We start from the raw sequence: 21,718 nt of genomic DNA on the forward strand, positions 1-21,718 counted from the left end.
ATTTGCTCACAAGGTGCTGATATCTTCAATCTTTCAGCTTAAGCCTTGTGAGTTTTCTTACAATAGCCCCTCACTTTTAAAACATCCTCTTAGATTTAGAACAGCGTCAACCTTTAGAAATTCGCGTCACAGACATTGATTTAAGTTCCACTGCGAGTGGTATAGCCACCACAGCAATAACAGCTAACGAGTATTTATTGCCTTACAGTGGCATTATTTATGCAACTAGGGATGATGCCTTGCGCGATGCAAGTGAGCCATACGTGGAAACTGATGTAAGCAGTGTATCTAACTCAGAGTTACTCAGCCCAACTGATTTTCGATTAGACTCAACTCGTCGCCCAAATGGCATTCGTCTGATTAATGGGGGAACTTTAGCAAGAACTAGTGCTAATACTTACATTGCTAAAGAAAAAGGTTTGATTTTAGTAACAAATTTACCCGCATATATTAAGGGCGACTTCAATCTGCACCGTACAAGTACAAGTAGCACTACAGAAATTGAGGAATTTACAGAAATAGAGTCAGCAAGTGTCAACTTTTATAATCGCAGTACTGCCAATACTAACTTTGCCTGTCGTGCAGGAAGAACAGGCTGTCCTGCAACTGGGGGCGACCTTTGGAGACCAGCAACGATTATTGCCGATTCAATGACCTTGCTTTCTGGTAGTTTCGTTGATGGTGTGCGAAGATTCGCAGACTACGACTTGAATAATAACACTGGCATTACTGTGGAAGATGGCTTAACTCCCACAGCTGTACCCACTTTAGATGTTAGAAGACAAAATCGTCTGAAAAATGGTTTTTGGGAAAATGCCTATTCTACCAGTTCTTTTTGGACAAGTGATGGTAATCCCAGACTAGACACTAGCGTTATTTCTACTGGCATTTCTCTCGGCTCTTACTTAGTAAATGGAGTGACTCCAATTCAGCGGCGAGTTAATGGTCAACCCTTGTATGTGATGGAAATTTGCCGTAAGTTGACAGTTTCAGAATGTGGGACTGGTGACTGGTATGTCGGTTTTGATAGAAACGGAGATGGTGATTTAGATGACACAGCTTTGTTTGACGTTAATAGAGACGGAATAGTAAATAGCAGCGATAAGGAGAAAGACGTTAAGGCATATCAATTGGGACAAGCTATAGTTGCCGCTTACGGTTCTAGTTTGCTTAGCTTGGTTGGCGCAGACAATATACTTGTGAATAGTGAACTAGGTTGGACTGCTCCATTCCCACTCACTTCATTCCTAACTTCTGGAAATAACAAAAGTATCAGGGATCGACTAGGGGCTGGTGATACAACTAGGTTGTCTCTACAAGGCGCATTAGATAAAGACCGCCTTTATCCCCGTAGAGTTGCATTTGCCCGTGATAATAACAACAACCTCGTTATAAGCAGTCCTAGTTTGTACAAACCTATGGGTGTGGGTTGCTCTCTGGATATTACTGGTCTTTTGTATTCTATTAATGGGTGTACTTATAATACACTTGGTATACTTGTTAGTGGCATTAATTACGGGTTAACAGACAGCGATGCTAACAGCCGTACTCTCTGGTTTAGAACCACAGATACCCCAGCTACCCCAGGAGACATAGACTACGCAGTATACGCAAGTAACAAACCACTATTCTATTTCCCCCCCATTGATGCTAACGGTGATGGTAGTCCTGATTTGGACAATCAACCGCTCTTAGTACCAGTCTTAGAAATTCATGATGCAAAAAAGAATCCCCCTAACTTGAGAACGGATGCAACCGATGTAGCCTCAGGAGATGACTTTAAGTCTAATTGGCTACAACAAGCAACTGACACTATATTTAATGCCACCTTTGTAGTAGGAAATAGTCCCAGTAGAACAGATGAAATTTCATCAGGTTTGCAAAACTTTGTGCGGTTTCTGGAAAACTGGGATACCAGAACAGCCAAAATCAGCGGTAGCTTTATTCAATTAAAACGGAGTAGCTTCTCCACTGCGCCAATTGCACCCATTTTCACAAACAGACAATCCAGTGCTACTGCTTCTAAAGACTATAATCTCAGCATTTTTGACTACTCATTAGACACTTACCCAACTCGAAACGCTAATGGTCTGTTACCTTTCTATGCAGCACCAAATAGAAAGTGGGGGTTTGATGTTGGTCTGTTATCAGAGCAACCAGACCTGTTTGCCCAAAGGTTTACAGCGCCTCCAACAGGTCGCCCGAATGAGTTCTTTAGGGAAGTTGGTCGAGATGATACCTGGGTGAAAACATTGCTCTGTGCCGGGGAAGCTAGTAACCAGACAGGTATCCCGACAACAGGAGTGACAGTAACTTATGCAAAAGCAGTTCCTGATGAATATCGCCCAAGCGGCTGCCCATCTCCATCAGATATACCATCTGACTCGCTATAAATGCTGTAAATATTGGGTAAATTACCATGTTGATATGGAAAAAAGCTAACAAACAAGGGTTACAGGCAACTGAAGTAGGTAATACATCTGTATCCTACCTACGACATAGCGAAGGGGGTTTCACAATTATTGAATCTTTGGTAGCGATACTTGTAGTTAGCATTTTGCTAGTTGCGATCGCACCTGTTCTTTCCCTGTCAGTAGCAACCCGTATACAATCCAGACGGATAGAATTAGCCACACAAGCTGCTAAATCATACATTGATGCGGTAAAGACAAAGAAAATTGCCGCTCCCACCTCAACAGGAACTGATACCCTAACTGCATACGCCGCTCCTACAGCGACGAGAACTCTAACTTGCACAACAGCAAATTCTTACTGCACAGCCCCAACTGGTACATCTTTGTACTGTGTTGATTTTGATAGTAGTGGTGGCTGCGAAAACACCAGTGTTACAGACATGATTATACAAGGTTTTCGCTACAACTTAGCTAGTAGTAGTGCTACTAGTGGATATGCTTTAGGAGTGCGGGTTTACAGAGCTGATGCTTTCAAAGAAACCACTACTCTACTCAAGAACACTTCCACAACTAAGACAACACAAGCTACTTTCACCGGAGGCGTTGGTCAGCGCAAAGCACCTGTAGTAGAAATGACAACAGATATTAACGACACTGTGCCTAAATACAGCGACCTTTGCGCCCGCTACACGGGCGGTTGCAATTGAATTTTAATTAGACTTCTTGCAAAATTTCCAATTTTAGAATCTTTCTCATACGCCTCTGTGTGACGCAAATAAATATTTATGCAAGAAGTCTATTCTTAAATATCTGTCAAAAAAAGGGAAACCGCAGGATGAGAAATTCACTGAAATTTATCCTGAGTACTCAATTAAAAAGCTCTGGAATAAATAAAACAATTAGCGGCTTTACACTGATTGAGTTGCTAGTAGCTATGGTAATGGCAGTGCTAATCATAACGCCTTTAATGGCCTTTATGATTAATATTCTAGATGGCGATCGCAAAGAACAAGCCAAAGCAACTTCTGAGCAAGAAATCCAAGCAGCATTAGATTATATTGCTCGCGACTTAGAGCAAGCCGTTTACATTTATGATGCTGATGGTGTTACCCAAAACACAAATACTACTACTATTAGTAGTTCAGGCATTAAAGACCAAATACCACCAGTCAAATCCGCTTCTAGCTGTAGTCCTACTAGCGGCAGCAATCCGAGTGTTTGTACACCAATACTTGTCTTTTGGAAACGTGAGCTTAAACCTGATAGTGTTGGAATAACTGCCACAACTCAGACTAGTGCCGCAAATACAGATGATGGCTTTGCTTATTCATTGGTAGCATACTACTTAATCACAAATCCAAATAAGGACAACCCTACCTGGTCTCAAGAAGCACGTATTGGTAGGTTTGAACTTCAAGGTCCAGTGAATGCAGCTTATGCTAATGCAACAGGAAGTGCAAGTGATACTGGATTTAATCCACCACCACTAAATAAGAGCGGTGCTACGCTCAAAAACAAGATGAATCAATGGCAGGCTGCATCAGCCGATTATACTAATCAAGTCGTGACTTTGGTTGATTACATTAGCACTACTGCCCCTGGCTTTACAATTAACACTGGTACTGCCGCTTCACCTGCTGCGGCTACAGATTGCCCTGGTACAAACCCTGGTTCAAAACTTGTAGGCAGTCAAACAAGTGGATTTTTTGCTTGTGTCGATGCCAACGAAGTACTAGCACAGGTGTACATCAAAGGCAACGCACTTGCTCGCCTACAAAATAATAACTTAGGTTACACTGCTAACACAAAAACTTATTTTCCAAGTTCGAGTATTCGGGTACAAGGACACGGATTTTTATTTACTAAATAACCTCTAGCTAATCAATTAAAGGTATTGTATGCATGTTGCAGCTTTATTGAGGTTAAACAAAATTCCTAAACGATTTGTGGTGGAAACATTAAAATCGCAATGTTTAGCAAACAGACTTCGCTACGTATTCCCATACTTCCAAAAAGATGCTGGTTTTAGCCTGATAGAATTAATAGTAGTAATGCTATTAGTAGGAATTTTAGCAGCGATCGCAGCTCCTGGTTGGGCTGCCTTTGTAAATCGGCAACGGATAAATAAAATTAACGACACCGTTTTCACCGCACTAAAACAAGCACAACGGGAAGCTAAAAACAAAAAACTTAGCTACAGTGTCAGTTTTCAGAGAAATAGCACAACCCAAAATGTAGAGGTTGCTATTTATCGTGCCGATGCAGCAGCCGCAACATGGACATGGAAACCTTTAGCGGCTGATGTGGGAGCCAATTCTGATAAATTTTTGCTAGGCGGAAATCTTAGTGGGGAAAACATTGCTAGTACTACTACTAATTCTCCTGTATCTTATCCTTTAAGTACATCTGCAAAAATTACCTTTGACTATATGGGAGCTCTAACTCTGCCAAATAACTTTGGAACAGTGGCAGCAGGTACAGAGCCACCGGGGTTAAAAATAGTGGTTGCTATACCAAGCTCTACAAATTCTGCATTGGCTAGTAGCGTAAAGCGATGCGTTATTGTGAAAACTCTCTTAGGCTCAATGCTGACAGCAAAAGATGATAAATGCAGTTAAGTAATTTAAATACCAAATATTTCTTTAAAAATACGTAATATTGCTGTACATAAAACTGCACCTTGATAGCAAAATTGAAACATCATGTGCAGTTTTAATGTTTGATAGATTTATAAGAGCCATTGATAAATTAGCCATTGCCTGAACATAATAAAAAGCATCATCAAAATATACTTTTCGGATAATGACTGAGAACCTTGATTTTACTATAGCTATCCCAACTTATAACGGTGAAAGTCGTTTGCCTGAACTACTAGAACGACTACAAAACCAACTTTACACCGAAAATTTATCTTGGGAAATTATAGTTGTAGACAATAACAGCACTGATAATACAGCTAACGTTGTTCAAACCTATCAAAAAGATTGGCGATATCCTTACCCTTTAAAGTATTGCTTTGAAGCAAAACAAGGCGCAGCTTATGCACGAAAAAAAGCAGTTTTAGAAGCTAAAGGTAGATTCATAGGTTTTCTAGATGATGACAACTATCCAGTATCAAATTGGCTATCAGCAGCTTATACTTTTGGTGAAAAGTATCCGAAGGCGGGAGCTTATGGCAGCCAAATTCATCCTGACTGGGAAGTAGAACCACCGGAAAACTTTCAGCGTATTGCTCCATTCTTGGCAATTACAGAGCGAGGTAATCTACCGCTATTATATGAAGCAGCTAAAAAATTGCTACCACCATCTGCTGGACTTGTTGTCCGTAAACAAGTCTGGTTAGAAAGTGTACCAGATAAGCCTATTTTAACTGGGAGAATTAAAGGCAGTATGCTTACCAGTGAAGACTTAGAAATGTTGTCTTATATCCAAAAAGCAGGATGGGAAATTTGGTATAACCCAGAAATGGAAATTTCTCACAAAATACCAAAGTTTCGTTTGCAAAAAGATTATTTAATTCCATTTTTTAAAGGTATTGGACTTAGCCGTTATGTAACTAGAATGGTTAATGTAAAACAGATATATAGACCAGTTGCTTTTTTAGCTTATTTGATAAATGACTTACGTAAAATTGTTTTACACCTACTTAAATATCGAACTGTGTTGAGAACTGATTTAGTAGCTGCTTGCGAAATGCAACTGTTTTTAAGCAGCTTCATTAGTCCTTTTTATCTTTGGAAGAATGGCTATTTAACTAAAAAATATAATTAAAAAATAATTAGTTTTTTTATAAAAATGGACAAGTATGTACTTGAAAAATTAGATTTTACAGTAGCTATTCCTACATACAATGGCGCAAAGCGTTTACCTAAAGTTTTAGATTTGTTACTCAATCAGATAGGGTTAGAAGGTCTAAGTTGGGAAGTTATTATTATTGACAATAATAGTAAAGATGAGACGAATCAAGTAACTGATTCTTACCAACAAATTTGTAATAAAAACTTTATATTGAGGTATTTTCAGGAAAAACAACAGGGAATAGCCTTTGCAAGAACGCGGGCTATCAATGAGGCTAGAGGTGAGTTTATTGCATTCATAGATGATGATAATCTCCCAGCATCTGATTGGGTTTTCCAATCTTATACTTTTGGCAAAGAGAATCCTCATGCTGGTGCCTGGAGTGGTCAAATCCACGGTGATTTTGAAGTAAGCCCCCCAAAAGATTTTACAAGAATTCAAGCCTTTCTAGCTATCAGGGAACACGGACTACAACCATATTTATTTGATGCAGATAATTTAAGACTTCCTCCAGGTGCTGGGTTGGTTGTTCGTAAGCAAGCTTGGTGTGAAAGTGTGCCTGAAGAATTGGTTTTTAAGGGTAGACTGAGTAAATTGATGGTTGGGGGAGATGATACAGAAGCTCTCTTATATTTACACAAAGCAGGTTGGAAAATCTGGTATAATCCTGCCATGCATATCAATCATCAAATCCCACATTGGAGGTTAGAACAAGATTATTTGCTGCTGCTAGCGCGTGGTTGTGGTCTGTGTATTTTCCAGCTACGCTTAATCAATGCTAAAACCTGGCAAAAACCAATAGTTTTAGTTAAAACTATCTTGGGAAATCTACAACGAGTATTACAGCATCTTATTAAGTATAGAGGTCAGTTAAAAAGTAATTTAATTATTCTTTTTGAAATTAATTTTTACTCGGCTAGTATGATCAGTCCTTTTTATTCTCTAAAATGGAAAGTAGACAGAATTTTAGGAAATACAACAAAATGATTAAATCAACTTTTGATGTAACAGCTATTTCTGTAATTATACCAGCTTACAATAGCGAAAAAACCATTAAAGAAACAATTCAATCTGTTTTAAATCAAACTTTTACTAACTTTGAATTAATTGTAATAAACGATGGTTCGCAAGATTCAACTTTAGAGATAATTACACAAATTAAAGACGCTCGAATAAAAATATTTTCTTATCCCAACGCTGGCGGAAATGTTAGTCGTAACCGAGGACTAAACCGTGCAGTTGGAGAATTTGTTAGTTTCTTAGATGCAGATGATCTTTGGACACCTGATAAACTTGAATCTCAATTAAAGGCTCTGCAAGAAAATTCGACTGCGAAAGTTGCTTACAGTTGGACTGATTATATTGATGCGAATGGTAAATTTGTGCTTTCAGGTAAGCGCATCAATTTAAATGCAAATATTTATGAAAGTTTATTGCTAAATAACTTTCTAGAGAATGGCTCCAATCCCTTAATTTGTAGAGAGGCTTTAATTAAGTTAGGTGGCTTTGATGAATCTCTAACTGCGGCTCAGGATTGGGATATGTGGCTGCGATTAGCCTCTAAGTTGGATTTTATATGTGTACCATCTGTACAAATCTTATATCGCATAAGTGCTAATTCAGTTTCTTGCAATCTTGTCAGACAGGAAAAAGCCTGTTTACGAGTACTTGAGACAGCCTACAAGGAAAGACCTTCAACACTTAAGCATAGTTGGAATATAAGCCTAGCAAACTTATACAAATACCTGACCTGTAAAGCCCTACAAAAGCCGTTTAATCGACAAAAAAGTTTAGCATCGGCTAGATTTCTGTGGAAGTATTTTCTTAATGACCTTTCAAGACTTAAGAACATAAATTTCACCTTAAAATTGTTATTGAAAATTGTCATAATTTTTATTTCGCCCACCTTGCTTTACAATATTATTAATCGACGCGAAATAAGAAGCCAAGAAACTGAAGGATTGCTCAACATCTGGGTAACTGAAAATCGTACAGAAAGTAAAGATGAATATCCAGGTGCATTTACGATCTCTAATTAATGCAAAAAATCTTTGCAATAAGTACTCTAACAGTGGTTTTACCTTACTAGAGATGTTAGTAGTTATTGTGTTAATTGGTATATTAGCTACACTAGGAATAAGTAACTGGCTAGCTCTTGTAGACACTAGCCGCCTCAACACTGCTCAAAAGGAGGTTTACTATGCTATGCGTCACGCTCAAAGGCAAGCTACTAAGGAAAAATTGACTTGGCAAGCAAGCTTTCGTGAACAAAATAATATTGTTCAATGGGCAGTTCATCCTGTTACAGTAAATCCATCTAACGCTAACTGGAATAACTTAGATTCTAATATACGCCTAGATTCTGAAACAAACTTCCAACCTTCACTAAGTAGTATACAAAAAGTTCCATTTGACTACAAAGGTAACGCTAAAGATTTAGGAAGGATCACGTTATCCAGTAAATTTGGTGGTAAAGCTAAACGTTGTGTTATTGTTTCAACACTTTTAGGGTCAATGCGAACAGCAAAAGAACATGCTAGAGCCGACAACGGCAAGTATTGCTATTAAATCTCGTCCATTTTGAAATCTTGAGTAGTACAGGCAATTTTGCCCACTACTACTGAAAAGTTTCAATATGCTCCCACTACTTTTAAAAACTATGGTTCTCAAAATAGATGTGGTTTAAGATATTTTTTATTCAATTAAACAAGGTATTGTGTGCTGAACTTACCAGCAAACTCAAAACAGCACCTGATTATTTTCACTCGCTATCCAGAAGCAGGTAAGACAAAAACCCGATTGGATACCTGTTTTGGGAAATGTTGGTGTTGCCAATCTTCAACGGCAAATGACTGAGCATACAATATTTCAGATTCAAGAATTGCAAAAAGCCATTGACATATCTGTAGAAGTGCGCTTTGCAGGTGGTGATTCGCAACTTATGCAAGACTGGCTGGGGTTGGATTTGGTTTACCAGTCTCAAGGTGAAGGGGATCTAGGTTTGCAGATGGCGCGATTGCTTTTTGATGCTTTTCAATCTGGTGCAGAAAAAGTAGTTATCATTGGTACAGATTGCCCTAGATTGAATATCCAGATTTTAACAACAGCCTTTGAGGAGTTACACGCATTTGACCTTGTACTTGAGCCTGCGATCAATAGTGGATATTACTTAATAGGTTTGTGCCAACCCATCCCGGAGTTATTCGTTAATATTGAGTGGGGAACTGCTAAAGTATTCCACAAAACCGTGGATATTGCCCAGAAACTTAATTTATTACACGTGAACTTGTTGCCCTTAGCTGATGTTAACCGACCGGAGGATCTGCCAATTTGAGAACAAGCTCTTGCAGGAGAGATGGAGCGATCGTTCTAGGGAGTGGAATCAGAGGGGGGTCAATTTAGATAATGCAAGATAATTGAAAAAGTGCGTAGGCATTACTTTTCCATAAAGATGTGAGCCGATCGTCTTGAGGATGAGAATAAGCAGCAGAAGCAATAAAATCCTGTGGAATATCAGCACTGCTGAAATAGCTCCTTAAAACTTTTTGAGACTGCTTCAGGTTTAGCAACAATTTCAACAATTTTATTGCGTGCATCTGCTTCAAACAGCGCCTCAACAACAACTTGGGCGACTTTCTGCCTGGGGATGCTACCATCAAACAATGTATCTGCACTCTGCATCACGATGTGGTCGGAGTTGTCTTCATTCTTCAACCCTCCAGGCCGGACAATCGTATAAGTAAGACCACTTTTTTGAATATACTCTTCAGCTTGTTTTTTCCACAACAAAATTAGCCAAAACAAGTTCAGCGGATGGAAAAGTTGGGAAGTACACAAAGAAGAAACTAAGATGAGATGCTCAATTCCCTTTGCCTTAGCAGCATCTACTAAATTTTTAGTCCCTTCAAAATCCACTTTATAGGGGCCAGTGGGGTCAAAGCTAGGTTTTGCTCCAGTCGCAACCAACACAACTGTGCTATCTCCCAACGCGGCAGATAAACTTTCTGGTTGTAACACGTCGCCTACTACTAATTCGGCTTCAGGAGACAGAATACCCCTAGCTTTCTCTATATCCCGCACCAAGGCCCGGACGGGAATATTCCGCGCTATCAATTCTTGCACAATCCGGCGACCTGTTTCACCTGTTGCCCCTGCTACAAATGCTTTCATGATAAATGCTATTCTGGGAAACTATTGTGTGCTTGTTCAGTTCTTTATTTTAGTAATTTTATGGAACCGCTCGCAGATTAATGAGGTTTTGGTCAAAATGGAATCTGAATGCGAAATGACCCAGGTATGTGGGGAATCATTAAATATAGACTAACGCCAAAATATACAGTGATGCATTTATGCTTTCAAGAAAAGGCGAATATCAATCCTGGGAAATAACAGAAGCAATTTTACCTGTAGCATCCAGCCAAGAAGCCAAGGACACTTTAACAGAAACAAATGTAGCGACGCTTACAAAATTTTACGGTCGTTATCAAGATTTTATGGAAATGGCTGCCCCAGTAGAGAAAGTTGCTGAGTATCTCAATGCTCACGCCTCATGGTTTGCGCGCTGCGCTGAACCCATGAAGGTACAATCGCTTGGAGAAAATGGCTATGCTTTGGTAATTGGTCGTTTTGGTTCTTTTGGTTATGAAGTAGAACCGAAAATAGGTTTGGAATTGTTACCCCCAGAGGAGGGTATTTACCGCATTCGTACAATCCCCATTCCTGACTACCAACCGCCTGGTTATGACGTAGACTATCACGCATCTCTACAGTTAAAAGAAACCGATGTTTCCAACAGCATTGGTAAGGTTACAAGAGTTGAATGGGAATTGGATTTGATAGTTTATCTTCACTTTCCCCGGTTTATTCAGCGATTACCCCAGTCTATAATTCAATCTACAGGCGATCGCTTACTTAACCAAATTGTCCGCCAAGTTTCCCGCCGCTTAACTCGCAAAGTTCAAGAAGATTTTCATAAATCTTTGGAAATACCGTTTCCTGCTAATTCTAAACAAAAGCGGTAATTCAAGCACAAAGCCAAAGACACTCCGCCTCCGGTCAAAAGCGGAGCCAAAGACGCTCCGCCTCCAATCAAGAGTCAAAAAAACTCTGGACTTCTAAATACTTAACTATGCTTGAGTGAGAATTTTTTGGACAATTTGCACCCCAGTAACAGCCTGCCAAGCAAAAAGTCCCAAAAGGATAAAATTCAACAAAATGTGAGTTGCACGTGCCCAATTTGCCCCTTTCTGCATATAAGGAGACAAAGCAGCAGAAAATGCAATCAAACTCGTCATACCCAGGCCTGCTAGTAAGTGAGAACCGAAAAACAATTTGCCATTATTGATGTAAGTGACAGCCATAGCAGCGATTGCACCTGCTACCATCAAAGCTAGGAGTATAGACCCCATTTGGTAGTGTTTGACGTTATATCTACCTTTAATCAGTTGTTTCTTTTCTTCGCCCTGAGCATTTCTGGTACGCTGTACTTGCAGCCCCAAATAGGCAGCATAAATTGAGAGTGCTAATAGCGCCCACATCAGCACCGGATGAATGAAGTTCAGCCAATATTTTACCGACGTAGAAAGTTCCAGACTCATCGTGTTCTCGCCTAATCATTAAATCTTCATAAAAATTAGCATAACTCTATTTTCTGTGCTTAAATAGGCACAAATTAAAAGAGACTCACCATCCTCACCGACTATTTTCCTTCAGCCTCTTGCCAAAGTGGATAAACAATCTCAGACTAAATTTTGAGGGTAGACGAACAAAATCCCCTGTGTGGGATCTGATCCATGACTGAAAACAAAGATACTTTGCTGCTTAAAGCTGCTAAAAGTGGTGATATTAAAGGGCTGTGTGCGCTATTGGCTGCTGGTACGAGGGTGGACGCGTGCGATCGCCAGGGCACTACGGCGTTGATGTTTGCTACCAATTTAGGCTACACCGAAATTGTGCGATCGCTTCTGGATGCTGGGGCAAATATCAACTTGCCCAGAAAACTCTATGGTTTGACGGCATTGATGTTGGCGGCTAGTGCCAAACAGCTTGACATTGTGCAACTTTTACTATCTAGAGGTGCAGATATTAATGCCACTAATGAAGATGGCAGTACAGCTTTAATGGCAGCAGTACTCAAAGGTCATATTGATGTAGTGCGAGTTTTATTGGCTGCTAATGCCCAAGTTAATATTGCTGATAAAGATGATGATATGGCGTTGAAACTCGCCGTTAAGCAGGGAAAAATAGAAATTATAGAAGCAATTCTCCAAACTGGTGTTGATGTCAATATCCGCGATCAGGAGGGTGAGACACTCTTAATGCTAGCGGCAGACTTGGGACATCTGGAGATTGTGGAAGCACTGCTAGCTGCAGGGGCTGATGTGAATATGAAAAACGCTGATGGTGGAACTGCCTTATCGGCAGCAGCAGCGGCTGGACACAGTGCGATCGCAGCAGCTTTACTAGATGGAGGTGGTGAGATTAATCTCCAAGATAAAGATGGTGAAACTGCTTTACACCTTGCTGTTGTGGAAGGCTACATTGATGTCGTGCAAATATTACTTAACAGGGGTGCAGATGTCCAAATTAGCAACCACCTGGGTGATACACCACTGCTTGTAGCAGCATTGCAGGGACATAGCCATATTGTCGAGGCACTGCTATGTTCTGGCGGAGATATAAATGGGAAAAATCTTGGTGAAGTACCTTTGACGTTGGCTGCATCACAAGGACACACCCAAACGGTGCAAGTGTTGTTAGACTATAGTGCTGATGTCAACACTCTAGGGGATGATGGCAAAACTGCTTTGATTAAGGCAACCGAACACAAACACAAAGAGATCGTACATTTGCTGCTGGCAAAGGGGGCAGATGTGAATTTTCAAGACTCAGCGAGGGCCACATCATTGATGTGGGCTGCTTCAGCAGGTTATGGCGAAATTGTGCAGTTATTACTCCAAGCTGGGGCAGATGTGAATTTGAAAAATCGGGGCGGTTATACTGCTTTGATGATTGCAGAATTTAATGGTTATAAGAATGTGGTGCAGAGTCTGCAAAAAGCTGGTTCGCAAGAATAGTAATCTAATTTCTTCATCTAAAATATTTTCATAAATCTCTTGACAAATTATTAAATGAAGGTTAACAGCTTAAATACCAAGGAAGTTTAAAAAACCAAATCTAGGGCGAAGAAACAAAGAAAGCAAAACTCCGTCGTAGCTGTTGTGAACTTGCTACGGCGGAGAAAGAAAAAATTAAAACGCCAAAAGGGAGCAGACCAAATGCTTGCGTCACAAGGATAGAAAGAAAGCAAAAATGAAGAAGTAAATTTACCTTTTACTTTTTACCTTGTACATTTTACCTTTTACCTGCTCTCCCCCTTGGTGTTTCCTACTGTGCTAGATGTGCAAAATATATAATTTTTAATTGAACAGAAAAGTATTCTAACGATCATTTTTTATATTTTTATCCTAAAGGCTAAATACAAACAATCACCAAAAAAGGTTGATGTGCAAACGTTTGAGAGATCGCTACGGAAACTCAAAGAAAAATAAATAAAAAATTAAATTTAGTGAAATCACTATGGTGAATGCTCTGTCACCATAAACTCAAGCATTGACTCATGACTTGAACGAGTATAAATAGCCAATGATTATAAGATTTGCAGAACAACTAGTGTCATATCATCAGTGTTTTGTTTATCAGCACCGATGAATTGCTGAACTTGGTCAAATAGATAATCCACAATCTCCTCTGGCCCATTGCAGTATTTACAAGCCGTATTGAAGCCAGTAACAAAATTGTCTTCATCGAAGCGATCGCCACCAGCAGCAGCGGCATCAGTTAAGCCATCTGTATAGTAAATAATAGTATCTCCAGGCTCTAGCTGTGCCTGGGCATCTTCATATTGGCTGTTAGCATCCAAACCGATTAACATTCCCAAAGTATCTAAACGGGTGACAGTTTTTGTAGCTGCGTGCCACCATAAAGGAGGATTGTGTGCCGCATTGCTATAAGACAGAATTCGGCTGTGGGGGTTATATTCTGAGTAAAATAGTGTTACAAAGCGATGGGAATTTTCTAAATCCGCATACATAACTCTATTTAAGTTTTGTAGAATTCTGGCGGGGGAATTACCATGTAGCACTTCTCCTCGTAGCATTCCTCGCATCATCGTCATAATCAGCCCAGCAGGGACACCTTTGCCCATGACATCTCCAATAACCAAACCCCAGCGACTAGTTTCGGTGCCACCTTTGATTTTGGGCTGAATCTTATTATGATTGGTAGCAATAAAGTCGTAGTAGTCTCCGCCAACGCGATTGGCAGGTTTACAGCGTGCCGCTAGGACTGCACCAGGAATTGTAGGGCATTGACGTGGTAGAAGTCGCCGTTGAATTTCTGCGCCAATTTCTAGTTCTTGGTCTAGGCGTTCTTTTTTTCTTAGTTCTACAGCTAGTTCATCGTTTTCGATCGCTACCGCTGTTTGGTCTGCCACTAACCTAACTAACTTTTGCCTGGTTTCTGTCCAACTATATTCTGGATCGCGGCTCAAGACATAGAGCCATCCCCGTTCTGTATGCTTTACCAGAATCGCTGTACCAAAGATTTGCACATCTGGACCCAAATAGCGATGCATCTGGTCATCCAAAATCCCCGTGGCTTTCGCTAGGGGGGCAGTATTGGGTAAAAGCGTGATTTGACTACTGGCTATTTCTAGCGCTTTGCGGATATTCTTGCGCTGGCCACTATCTTGCCAATGTAACTGTTCTAACCTGACTTGACCATTAGGTTTGTAGAGAAACAGGGCGCTACCGTCTGCATCTGTTACTCTTGTTGCCATCAGCGGAATCAGTTCCAAAAACTGATTCAAATTATTGAAACTTCTCAGGGCAAATCCTAAAGAACTTAGCAAATCTTGAATTTTGTTCTGTTCCCGGTGCAACCTTGCGACGAGTTCTTTGAGTGCCACGACTGGTGTGACATCTGTGGTGGCACTACTATTATTATCAGTGGGTTGAGAGGGCAGTTGAGACACAGGCACAGGTATTATTGCACTTTATATTGGCAGATTTTAGATTACTTATAAATCTTTTAGCTTTGGCATTGCTAAACCATATTTAGACAAGACTTGCTATTTTAGCAAGAGTATAAAGACGTAACAGACAAATTTTATAAGTATTTTATCTGCTTATTGTGTTTTTGATGGAATATTAGTAATTTCATATCATGTATTTTTAGTCCAAATTCTACCCGTAAAAATTACTAGTTTTACTGATGTATCAGAAAGTTTTTCATTTTTTCATAACTTAATTACCAAAGCATATCTCTAAAGTCATAAAAATACTTTATTCAAAGAATAATTTATAACGTTTTCAGAGGAGCTGTTTGGGCAGAAGCAACTAAGAGACTAGAAGTCTTTTGAATTAAAATCTCTCTCTATAAGCACTCAAATTGAGCTCGATTTGTTAAAAAACAGACTTTCACTCATCCCCAAATTTGAGAATATATCAATAAGTTTTCAAATACTGAATTTGTATACCATAATTGCTGGGATAATCGCCAAGATTGAGCTTTTCCATTTTTACTTTCTCATTTTGTGAATTTTGAGTTGCTGAATAGACAAAATTTAACCCCATCAAAACGGGATAAAAGCGAAGCAACTTTATCTTCTTGGTCTGATGTAATAAAGTTAAACCATTAGTCTGTGATTATTCTAGGGGTAAGTCATTTGGTAAGTGTTAAGATATGAATAGAATAAATGACATTAAAAATAGAAGAAATATCTTCCAAAAACTTTAAGTCAAAAGCCAGAAAAAGTGTTTTCATTTAATCATCAGAATTCAAACCTATCAAGAGACGTTGCACAAACCAGTTGCCATAACCAACACTAAACACCTATGGAGGGGAAACCTTCCGCAGCGCTGAAATCACCCGCGCTGGTTTCCTAACGCACTGCTTACCACTGAGACTGCTGTCTATCCTACAATATAGTAGTTGTATTTGTGGGTGTGAGCGTCTCGATTCCCTTTTCAATTGCTGCAAGATGAAAGTCTAGGGGCTTTTGTATGTCGCACTAAATACCCTACTACTACATTTAAAAAGCCCGTTTAAGACTTCAATAAGGGCATTAGCTAGAAATTTTAGCAAAACTTACCCATTTATTGTGACAAATTCATAATTTTAGAACTTGAGCTGTTTCTAGTTAGTTCAAGTGATAATAACAGATCAGTCATCCCTAAATTTATCAGCTTTAGAACTTACGAAAAAATCGCTAAAAAGCTTAATTTATCGAATCTCCTTCTCTGTTAGAGGTTTACGCCAACGCGCAGTGTCTCCCAGAAAAGAATCATACAGTATTGCCTAAGCCCTAAGTTTGTTAAGAAAAATTTTTAACTCGAAATTTTTTAACTAACCACTCAAGAGAGCTTCGACAAACTCATAGCTTGAAAAGGGGCGTAGGTCTTCAATTCCTTCGCCAGCACCAATAAAGCGAATGGGTAAACCTAGCTGCTGCACAACGGCAAGGGCAACACCGCCTTTGGCAGTGCCATCTAGCTTGGTTAAGACAACACCACTGAGTTGGGCAGCTTGGGAAAAAACTTCGGCTTGCCGCAGTCCGTTTTGACCTAAAGTGGCATCTAGAACCAATAGTGATTCTACCTTGGCATTTGGGGCTTTTTTAGCGATAATTCGCCGGATTTTACCGAGTTCGTCCATTAAATTTTTCTTGTTTTGCAGTCGCCCAGCTGTATCTACAAGAAGCAATTCGGTTTGACGCGCTTGGGCGGCTGCGATCGCATCAAATACAACTGCTGCCGGATCTGTATTCTTTCCCGGATTAGCAATTACATCCACGCCACTTCTACGACCCCAAACCTTCACCTGTTCTACGGCGGCGGCACGGAAGGTGTCTGCTGCCCCAATCAGGCATTTATAGCCAGATTTTTGTCCAAGATGGGCAATTTTACCAATAGTGGTGGTTTTACCGGCACCATTCACCCCAGTAATTAACCAAATATTCAAGGTTTCTTTTTCTGGGGTAAAGGTAGTTTTGTGAGAGGTTTTGCTCGGTGTATCCAGCATATCCCGAAGGATTTTTTTCAGGAAAGCGATCGCTTCTTCAGGTGCGGTAACTTCTTCTCGAAGTTTTGTCTGTAGGGCATTGATAATAAAGTCTGTCGCCTCTACACCAACATCAGCTTGCAAAAGCAATGCCTCAATTTCCGTCACAGCAGCAAGGTTTAGCGGCCCTTGACCAACGATTGCCTTCAGTTGGTTGAGAATACTACGGCGAGTTTTATCTAATCCTTGCCGGAGCTTTTTTAGCCAGGTAATTTCTTCAATCGAAACGTCTTGTGCACTTCTACCTTGAGCTGCTAGAACTTTCGCCGACCAGACAAAGCCATCATCAAATACCAATCCAGGAATTTCTTCTTCTGTCTCTAAGGTTGTCGCTACTGGCTGTACTACCTCCGGTTCTGGAACTTCAATGGCGGTGGCTATCAGTTGTTCTAGCTTGGCTTGCCGTTCTGCCGCCGCCCGTTCTAAGAAGGATGGTGCTGTTGGCTGTGTTGCTTCTGGCGTAGCTAGTGGTTCGGTGGGTGTTGATTTAACTTCACTCACCGCGAGTTCTGGGTTTTTGACATCTGGCTGTTCGGTAATTGCTGCCACTGAGGAATCTTCTGTAATTTCTTCCTCACTAGCAGGTTGTATAACTTCTGGCTGTGTAGTTTCTATGGTTGTATTAGCAACTTTCTCAGTTGCTTCTGGTTCAGCGATTTTTGCAGTTACCGTTTCTGCAGTTTCAGGTTGTATTGATGGTGCTAAGGTATCTGCTAGATCAGGTGGGGTTTCTACTACCTCGACTTGCTGTTTTTGCTGAATATTTTTGTAGGCAGCTTTCGCAAATGCCAATAAGTCTGCCGTTGTGTCTGGTGCAGTTTCAACAGTTGGTGTTGAGGTTTCGGCTGGCTCTGGTTGGGGCTCTTGTGTAGGAGGAGTTTCTTCCTGTTTTTTATCAGAGGGAGTGTTAGAGGAATCGTTATGTTGACGACGGAACCAATTAAAAACCATTGCAGCAGTATTAGTTATATGAGTTATAAGTTATGAGTTTAATTTAACTTTGCACTTTTTCTTGGGTGAAAACTTCTGGGTTATCCTCACCTTTCAACACCAGTTTAAGGAGAATCGTTACAACAGAGAGTTTTTTGCGTTAGCGCAGCATTTATTTTGACTCCAAAAGGGAGAAGTTTCCCTTGGAGGAAGCCGCAGAAGCGGCTACAGACTTTTTTCCACAGCAGTATAGTGAATTCCGCAAAAGTACTACGCAGTTTTTTTCTGCTCAGTGACTCGGCGCAAAACACCGTTAATAAAGCGATGACCATCGTCTCCACTGTAGCGTTTGGCTAGCTCCACAGCTTCGTTGATGGCGATACTGTCTGGAACTCCTAAAAACTTCATTTCTGCGACAGCTATTTGCAAGATATCGCGGTCAATTTGAGCGAGACGAGTTACTTGCCAATCTACTAAGGCAGCAGAAATGAGTTCATCTATAATATGTCGATTTTCGTTGACGGTAATTACAAGCTCTTTAGCATAATTCCGAACTCCTCTGTCCTGATTAGCTAACTGAATCAATACTGGGAAATCAACTGCTGTACCCAACTGATTGATTGCTGTCTGGGTGCAGGCGATCGCTTCTTGAAGCATGGTTCTAGCAGTATTGAGGTCGGAGGCCCGAGTTTGGCTACTTAAGAGGCGATCATTACTGCGTTGTAGTTCACCTGCGGCATTATCGAGGGTATCTTGTACTTCTGAGGTCAGAGTGCGTACTGCTCCTAGTAGCAACTTGGATACTAGTTGATCGTCTTCCAATTTCTCTAATTTCTTGGGGTTAACTGGCAATTGGCTGAGGCTTAAAAGCGCCAATTCACGAGCAATTTGCTGGGGTTTACGAGGTTGCATAAAACTGAGGGGTGATTGTGCGAGAACTGATTAACTAGGCAAGACAAACTTATAATTCTATCAATTTTGGCACAGTTAAACAACAACATTACGCATTTGCTTGTGACTATGCCAGATTGATTTTAAGTTTCTTCAACGGGAATAACCTGCTGCTTGATTTCGTCGTGTTTCACTTCCAATGTAGACTCTTTGGAGAAAACCAAAGACGTATTAGGTGCGACAATGCCATCTGATATAACTATTTTAAAGGCGTCTTCAATCGACATGGAGAGCTTCATCACCTCGTCTTCAGGAACGACTGCGTACCATCCGGTAGTCAGATTTGGGGTGGTGGGGATAAAAACACTTAGCACAGAACGAGATATCTGGGCTTGGATATCACTTCATGAAAAGCAAGATCCCTGACAACTTTTACGAAGTCAGGAATCTGTGTAACACATCTGTGCGCCTTATGATTTTGCGATCGCCATACAAGAAATCCTTCTAATCTCCAGCTATCTTCACGCCGCATCAACCTGTGTAGTTTCAGAATCTACGCATTGCACCTGTTGTGTACTTTCTTGTACCAAAATTGCTGTTGTATCTAAATTAGGTTTTGGTAAATATTTGATTTCCCAGACTTTGAGCAAAATCAAGTATTCGTAGAATGCCTGCAATGTACACCAAGCGACCCCGGCGCGTCCATCTAAACATCCACCTAAGATAAAATACATATATACAAACCGTAGTAACGGCCTGGCAGGCAAACGCAAAGACAAATCTTTCAGGGCACGCCGTCTTTCGACTTCCGATTTACCAAAGAATAAATCCTGCCAGTTAACTTTTCCCTGTTCTAGCTGATACAATGTTTCTTGAGCCTCATCCGTAGAATAACGGTTGTGCTTGTCAATCCAGCGGCTCAAACCTTTGCTGCAAGTGTAGTGTGGGTATGTTTCTTTTAAAAAACTAGTTGCACCCTCACAAACTTCCCGCTCAGTATGACCGTAATCTGTAAACCACACTTTCCCGTGGCGGAAGAGTCGCATTTGGTAACGGGGATACTGTGTGCTGTAACGAATCCAACGATTCATGAACATGACGCGTTCAGCCACGTAGTAACCGATGTAGTCTGGATTCTGACTTGCCTTTTCGCATTCTGCAAACAGTTCTGGTGTCATGCGCTCGTCAGCTTCGAGAATATAAACCCATTGATGCTTCGGGGGAATAGATTCTAACATCCAGGTGCGTTGGCGTCCGTGGCTTTCAAAAGCGTGTTGGACAACGCGGATGGGATAGCGACTAGCGATTTCCACAGTGCGATCGCTACTGCATGAATCCACAACAATGATGTCATCTGATAACATCGCCGATTCGATACAAGCAGCAATATCTAGTTCTTCGTTATATGTCAGTATGTAAATTGAGAACATTACTCAAGTTTTATAGCGATTTTACTCAGCGATCATTGCTTTTTTATTGTTATTAGCTATTAGGCGCATGGCAGTATCAGCCGTCAATAATGGTCAATAATGTTTGAATACGTCCTACTGCCATGCCAATAGTAGATTAGCGTGCGGCAGCTCTAGGTTTACCACCTTGTACAGCACCTCTACCTCTTAAGCCTGTCCAGCCGATAATAATGTAACCAATGGACAATATCAAACTGCTAATACCAATCCGCAGTCCAGACTTCCAAGCAGTGTCTTTAGCTTGTTGCAGTGCTTCGTCTCGGCGCTGGCGAACTTGGCTCAGTTGTTGAGTTTGCAGCGTTTGAACATCTGTTTGTTGTTCGATAGCTTTGTCAAGTACTTGGGGATTTGTTTTAGCCTTCTTCAGTAACTCTTTTATATTTGCGGGAATTTGAGGGCTTTCAATTGCTTGCTTATATTTTTGGTCATCTTTGAGGATTTCACTAAACTGAGCTTTGGTTTGGTTTCGCAGCTGGTCAAGTTGCGCTTTTCCTTGCTCAGTATTCAGTTGTGCTTGCAATTGCGATAACCGAGTGTTCAGTTGATTTTCTGCTTGGTCTGCTTCTTGGGTGATTCGGTTGAGTGTTTGAGTCTTGGCTTGATTGACGTTATTTAGATGCAGGGGAAAAATCAGCAAGAACATCAACCCTAAAATACTGGAGATAATCGCGGCGGGAAATCTTAAATCGATACCTTGGGGGCGATCACTTACCGGATCAGCATTCTCAATCCAATAGGCAGCAAATAGAAGCCCCAAACCGACTAGAGGAACAATTCCTCGATCGACGAGCGCGGTTCCCAAATTGATTTGCCATACGCGATCGGTGGGTTGAAAGGGTAACAACAGAATCAAAAAGTCAACGAAAAATGACAAAATGCAGATTATTCCAACTACCTTAAGTGTGAGAGCAGTACTCACGGAAGTAAAACGGTTAACCATAGTTTTTCAAACTGGTGGTGAATACGAGTGATTTTCATATTTCAAGCTACTTGAATATTGTGCCCATGACTATGAGTATTGTGTAAAAACACAAAGCAGATTCAATATTGCTAAAGGCTATCTGCCTCTTGGTTTTCAACTAGGCCACAGTAACA

17 protein-coding genes and 2 pseudogenes are annotated in these 21,718 nt (G+C 40.6%); 11 read left to right on the top strand and 8 right to left on the bottom strand.

Translation table 11 applies throughout. The features are described 5' to 3' along the window. Positions 1-83 precede the first annotated feature (83 nt). From hpsA to V7K89_RS04685, 9 genes and pseudogenes are all read left to right on the top strand, one after another. Positions 84-2,393 carry a hormogonium polysaccharide biosynthesis protein HpsA gene (gene hpsA, locus V7K89_RS04645; RefSeq protein ID WP_335184835.1) on the top strand — a complete coding sequence of 770 codons (2,310 nt, stop codon included), beginning with the start codon at positions 84-86 and terminating at the stop codon, positions 2,391-2,393. A 26-nt stretch (positions 2,394-2,419) separates the two neighbouring features. Next, positions 2,420-3,121: a hormogonium polysaccharide secretion pseudopilin HpsB gene (gene hpsB / locus V7K89_RS04650; RefSeq protein WP_335184790.1), complete on the top strand. Its 702-nt coding sequence runs from the start codon at positions 2,420-2,422 to the stop codon at positions 3,119-3,121. A 128-nt stretch (positions 3,122-3,249) separates the two neighbouring features. Next, on the top strand, positions 3,250-4,284 hold the full coding sequence (gene hpsC, locus V7K89_RS04655) for a hormogonium polysaccharide secretion pseudopilin HpsC (protein WP_335184792.1): 1,035 nt from the start codon (positions 3,250-3,252) through the stop codon (positions 4,282-4,284). A gap of 28 nt (positions 4,285-4,312) precedes the next feature. After that, positions 4,313-5,032, top strand: coding sequence for a pilus assembly FimT family protein (locus V7K89_RS04660; RefSeq protein WP_335184793.1), 720 nt, complete (start codon positions 4,313-4,315; stop codon positions 5,030-5,032). Between the two features lie 184 nt (positions 5,033-5,216). After that, complete coding sequence (gene hpsE, locus V7K89_RS04665; protein ID WP_335184795.1) at positions 5,217-6,185, top strand: hormogonium polysaccharide biosynthesis glycosyltransferase HpsE; 969 nt, start codon at positions 5,217-5,219, stop codon at positions 6,183-6,185. Positions 6,186-6,209: 24 nt separating this feature from the next. Then, positions 6,210-7,199: a hormogonium polysaccharide biosynthesis glycosyltransferase HpsE gene (hpsE, locus tag V7K89_RS04670; RefSeq protein WP_335184797.1), complete on the top strand. Its 990-nt coding sequence runs from the start codon at positions 6,210-6,212 to the stop codon at positions 7,197-7,199. Continuing rightward, a complete protein-coding gene (locus V7K89_RS04675; protein ID WP_335184799.1) occupies positions 7,196-8,251 on the top strand; it encodes a glycosyltransferase in 1,056 nt (351 codons plus the stop codon). The genes hpsE (V7K89_RS04670) and V7K89_RS04675 overlap by 4 nt, the downstream gene beginning before the upstream one ends. Continuing rightward, positions 8,217-8,780 (top strand): pilus assembly FimT family protein, encoded by a 564-nt coding sequence (locus V7K89_RS04680; protein WP_335184801.1) that lies wholly within the window; start codon positions 8,217-8,219, stop codon positions 8,778-8,780. Before V7K89_RS04675 ends, V7K89_RS04680 begins: the two co-directional genes overlap by 35 nt. A gap of 150 nt (positions 8,781-8,930) precedes the next feature. After that, positions 8,931-9,546, top strand: a pseudogene (locus tag V7K89_RS04685) (TIGR04282 family arsenosugar biosynthesis glycosyltransferase). Positions 9,547-9,725: 179 nt separating this feature from the next. Here the strand turns inward: V7K89_RS04685 and V7K89_RS04690 are convergent. Beyond that, positions 9,726-10,382, bottom strand: coding sequence for an NAD(P)H-binding protein (locus V7K89_RS04690; protein WP_335184802.1), 657 nt, complete (start codon positions 10,380-10,382; stop codon positions 9,726-9,728). Positions 10,383-10,561: 179 nt separating this feature from the next. Between V7K89_RS04690 and V7K89_RS04695 the strand changes: the two genes are divergently transcribed. Then, positions 10,562-11,233 (top strand): DUF1997 domain-containing protein, encoded by a 672-nt coding sequence (locus V7K89_RS04695; protein WP_335184804.1) that lies wholly within the window; start codon positions 10,562-10,564, stop codon positions 11,231-11,233. Between the two features lie 105 nt (positions 11,234-11,338). Here V7K89_RS04695 and V7K89_RS04700 read toward each other — a convergent pair whose 3' ends face one another. Continuing rightward, positions 11,339-11,809 (bottom strand): DUF4079 domain-containing protein, encoded by a 471-nt coding sequence (locus tag V7K89_RS04700; protein WP_335184805.1) that lies wholly within the window; start codon positions 11,807-11,809, stop codon positions 11,339-11,341. A gap of 195 nt (positions 11,810-12,004) precedes the next feature. On the opposite strand from V7K89_RS04700, the gene V7K89_RS04705 reads away from it, so the two are divergent. Then, entirely contained in the window at positions 12,005-13,288 is a 1,284-nt protein-coding gene (locus tag V7K89_RS04705) for an ankyrin repeat domain-containing protein (RefSeq protein WP_335184806.1), read from the top strand. Between the two features lie 572 nt (positions 13,289-13,860). Here the strand turns inward: V7K89_RS04705 and V7K89_RS04710 are convergent. The 6 genes and pseudogenes from V7K89_RS04710 to hpsJ-B form a co-directional block, all read right to left on the bottom strand. Continuing rightward, on the bottom strand, positions 13,861-15,252 hold the full coding sequence (locus V7K89_RS04710) for a PP2C family protein-serine/threonine phosphatase (protein WP_335184808.1): 1,392 nt from the start codon (positions 15,250-15,252) through the stop codon (positions 13,861-13,863). 1,367 nt (positions 15,253-16,619) lie between these two features. Continuing rightward, positions 16,620-18,284 (bottom strand): signal recognition particle-docking protein FtsY, encoded by a 1,665-nt coding sequence (ftsY, locus tag V7K89_RS04715; RefSeq protein WP_335184810.1) that lies wholly within the window; start codon positions 18,282-18,284, stop codon positions 16,620-16,622. 249 nt (positions 18,285-18,533) lie between these two features. After that, on the bottom strand, positions 18,534-19,175 hold the full coding sequence (nusB, locus tag V7K89_RS04720) for a transcription antitermination factor NusB (RefSeq protein WP_335184812.1): 642 nt from the start codon (positions 19,173-19,175) through the stop codon (positions 18,534-18,536). A 122-nt stretch (positions 19,176-19,297) separates the two neighbouring features. Next, positions 19,298-19,558 (bottom strand): annotated as a pseudogene (locus V7K89_RS04725) (DUF502 domain-containing protein); the annotation flags it as partial. A 117-nt stretch (positions 19,559-19,675) separates the two neighbouring features. Continuing rightward, on the bottom strand, positions 19,676-20,584 hold the full coding sequence (locus V7K89_RS04730) for a glycosyltransferase family 2 protein (protein WP_335184814.1): 909 nt from the start codon (positions 20,582-20,584) through the stop codon (positions 19,676-19,678). Between the two features lie 136 nt (positions 20,585-20,720). After that, a complete protein-coding gene (gene hpsJ-B, locus V7K89_RS04735; protein ID WP_335184816.1) occupies positions 20,721-21,563 on the bottom strand; it encodes a hormogonium polysaccharide biosynthesis protein HpsJ in 843 nt (280 codons plus the stop codon). Positions 21,564-21,718: the final 155 nt, after the last annotated feature.

The sequence above is a fragment of the Nostoc sp. genome, from assembly GCF_036917515.1.
Classification (GTDB): Bacteria; Cyanobacteriota; Cyanobacteriia; order Cyanobacteriales; family Nostocaceae; genus Nostoc.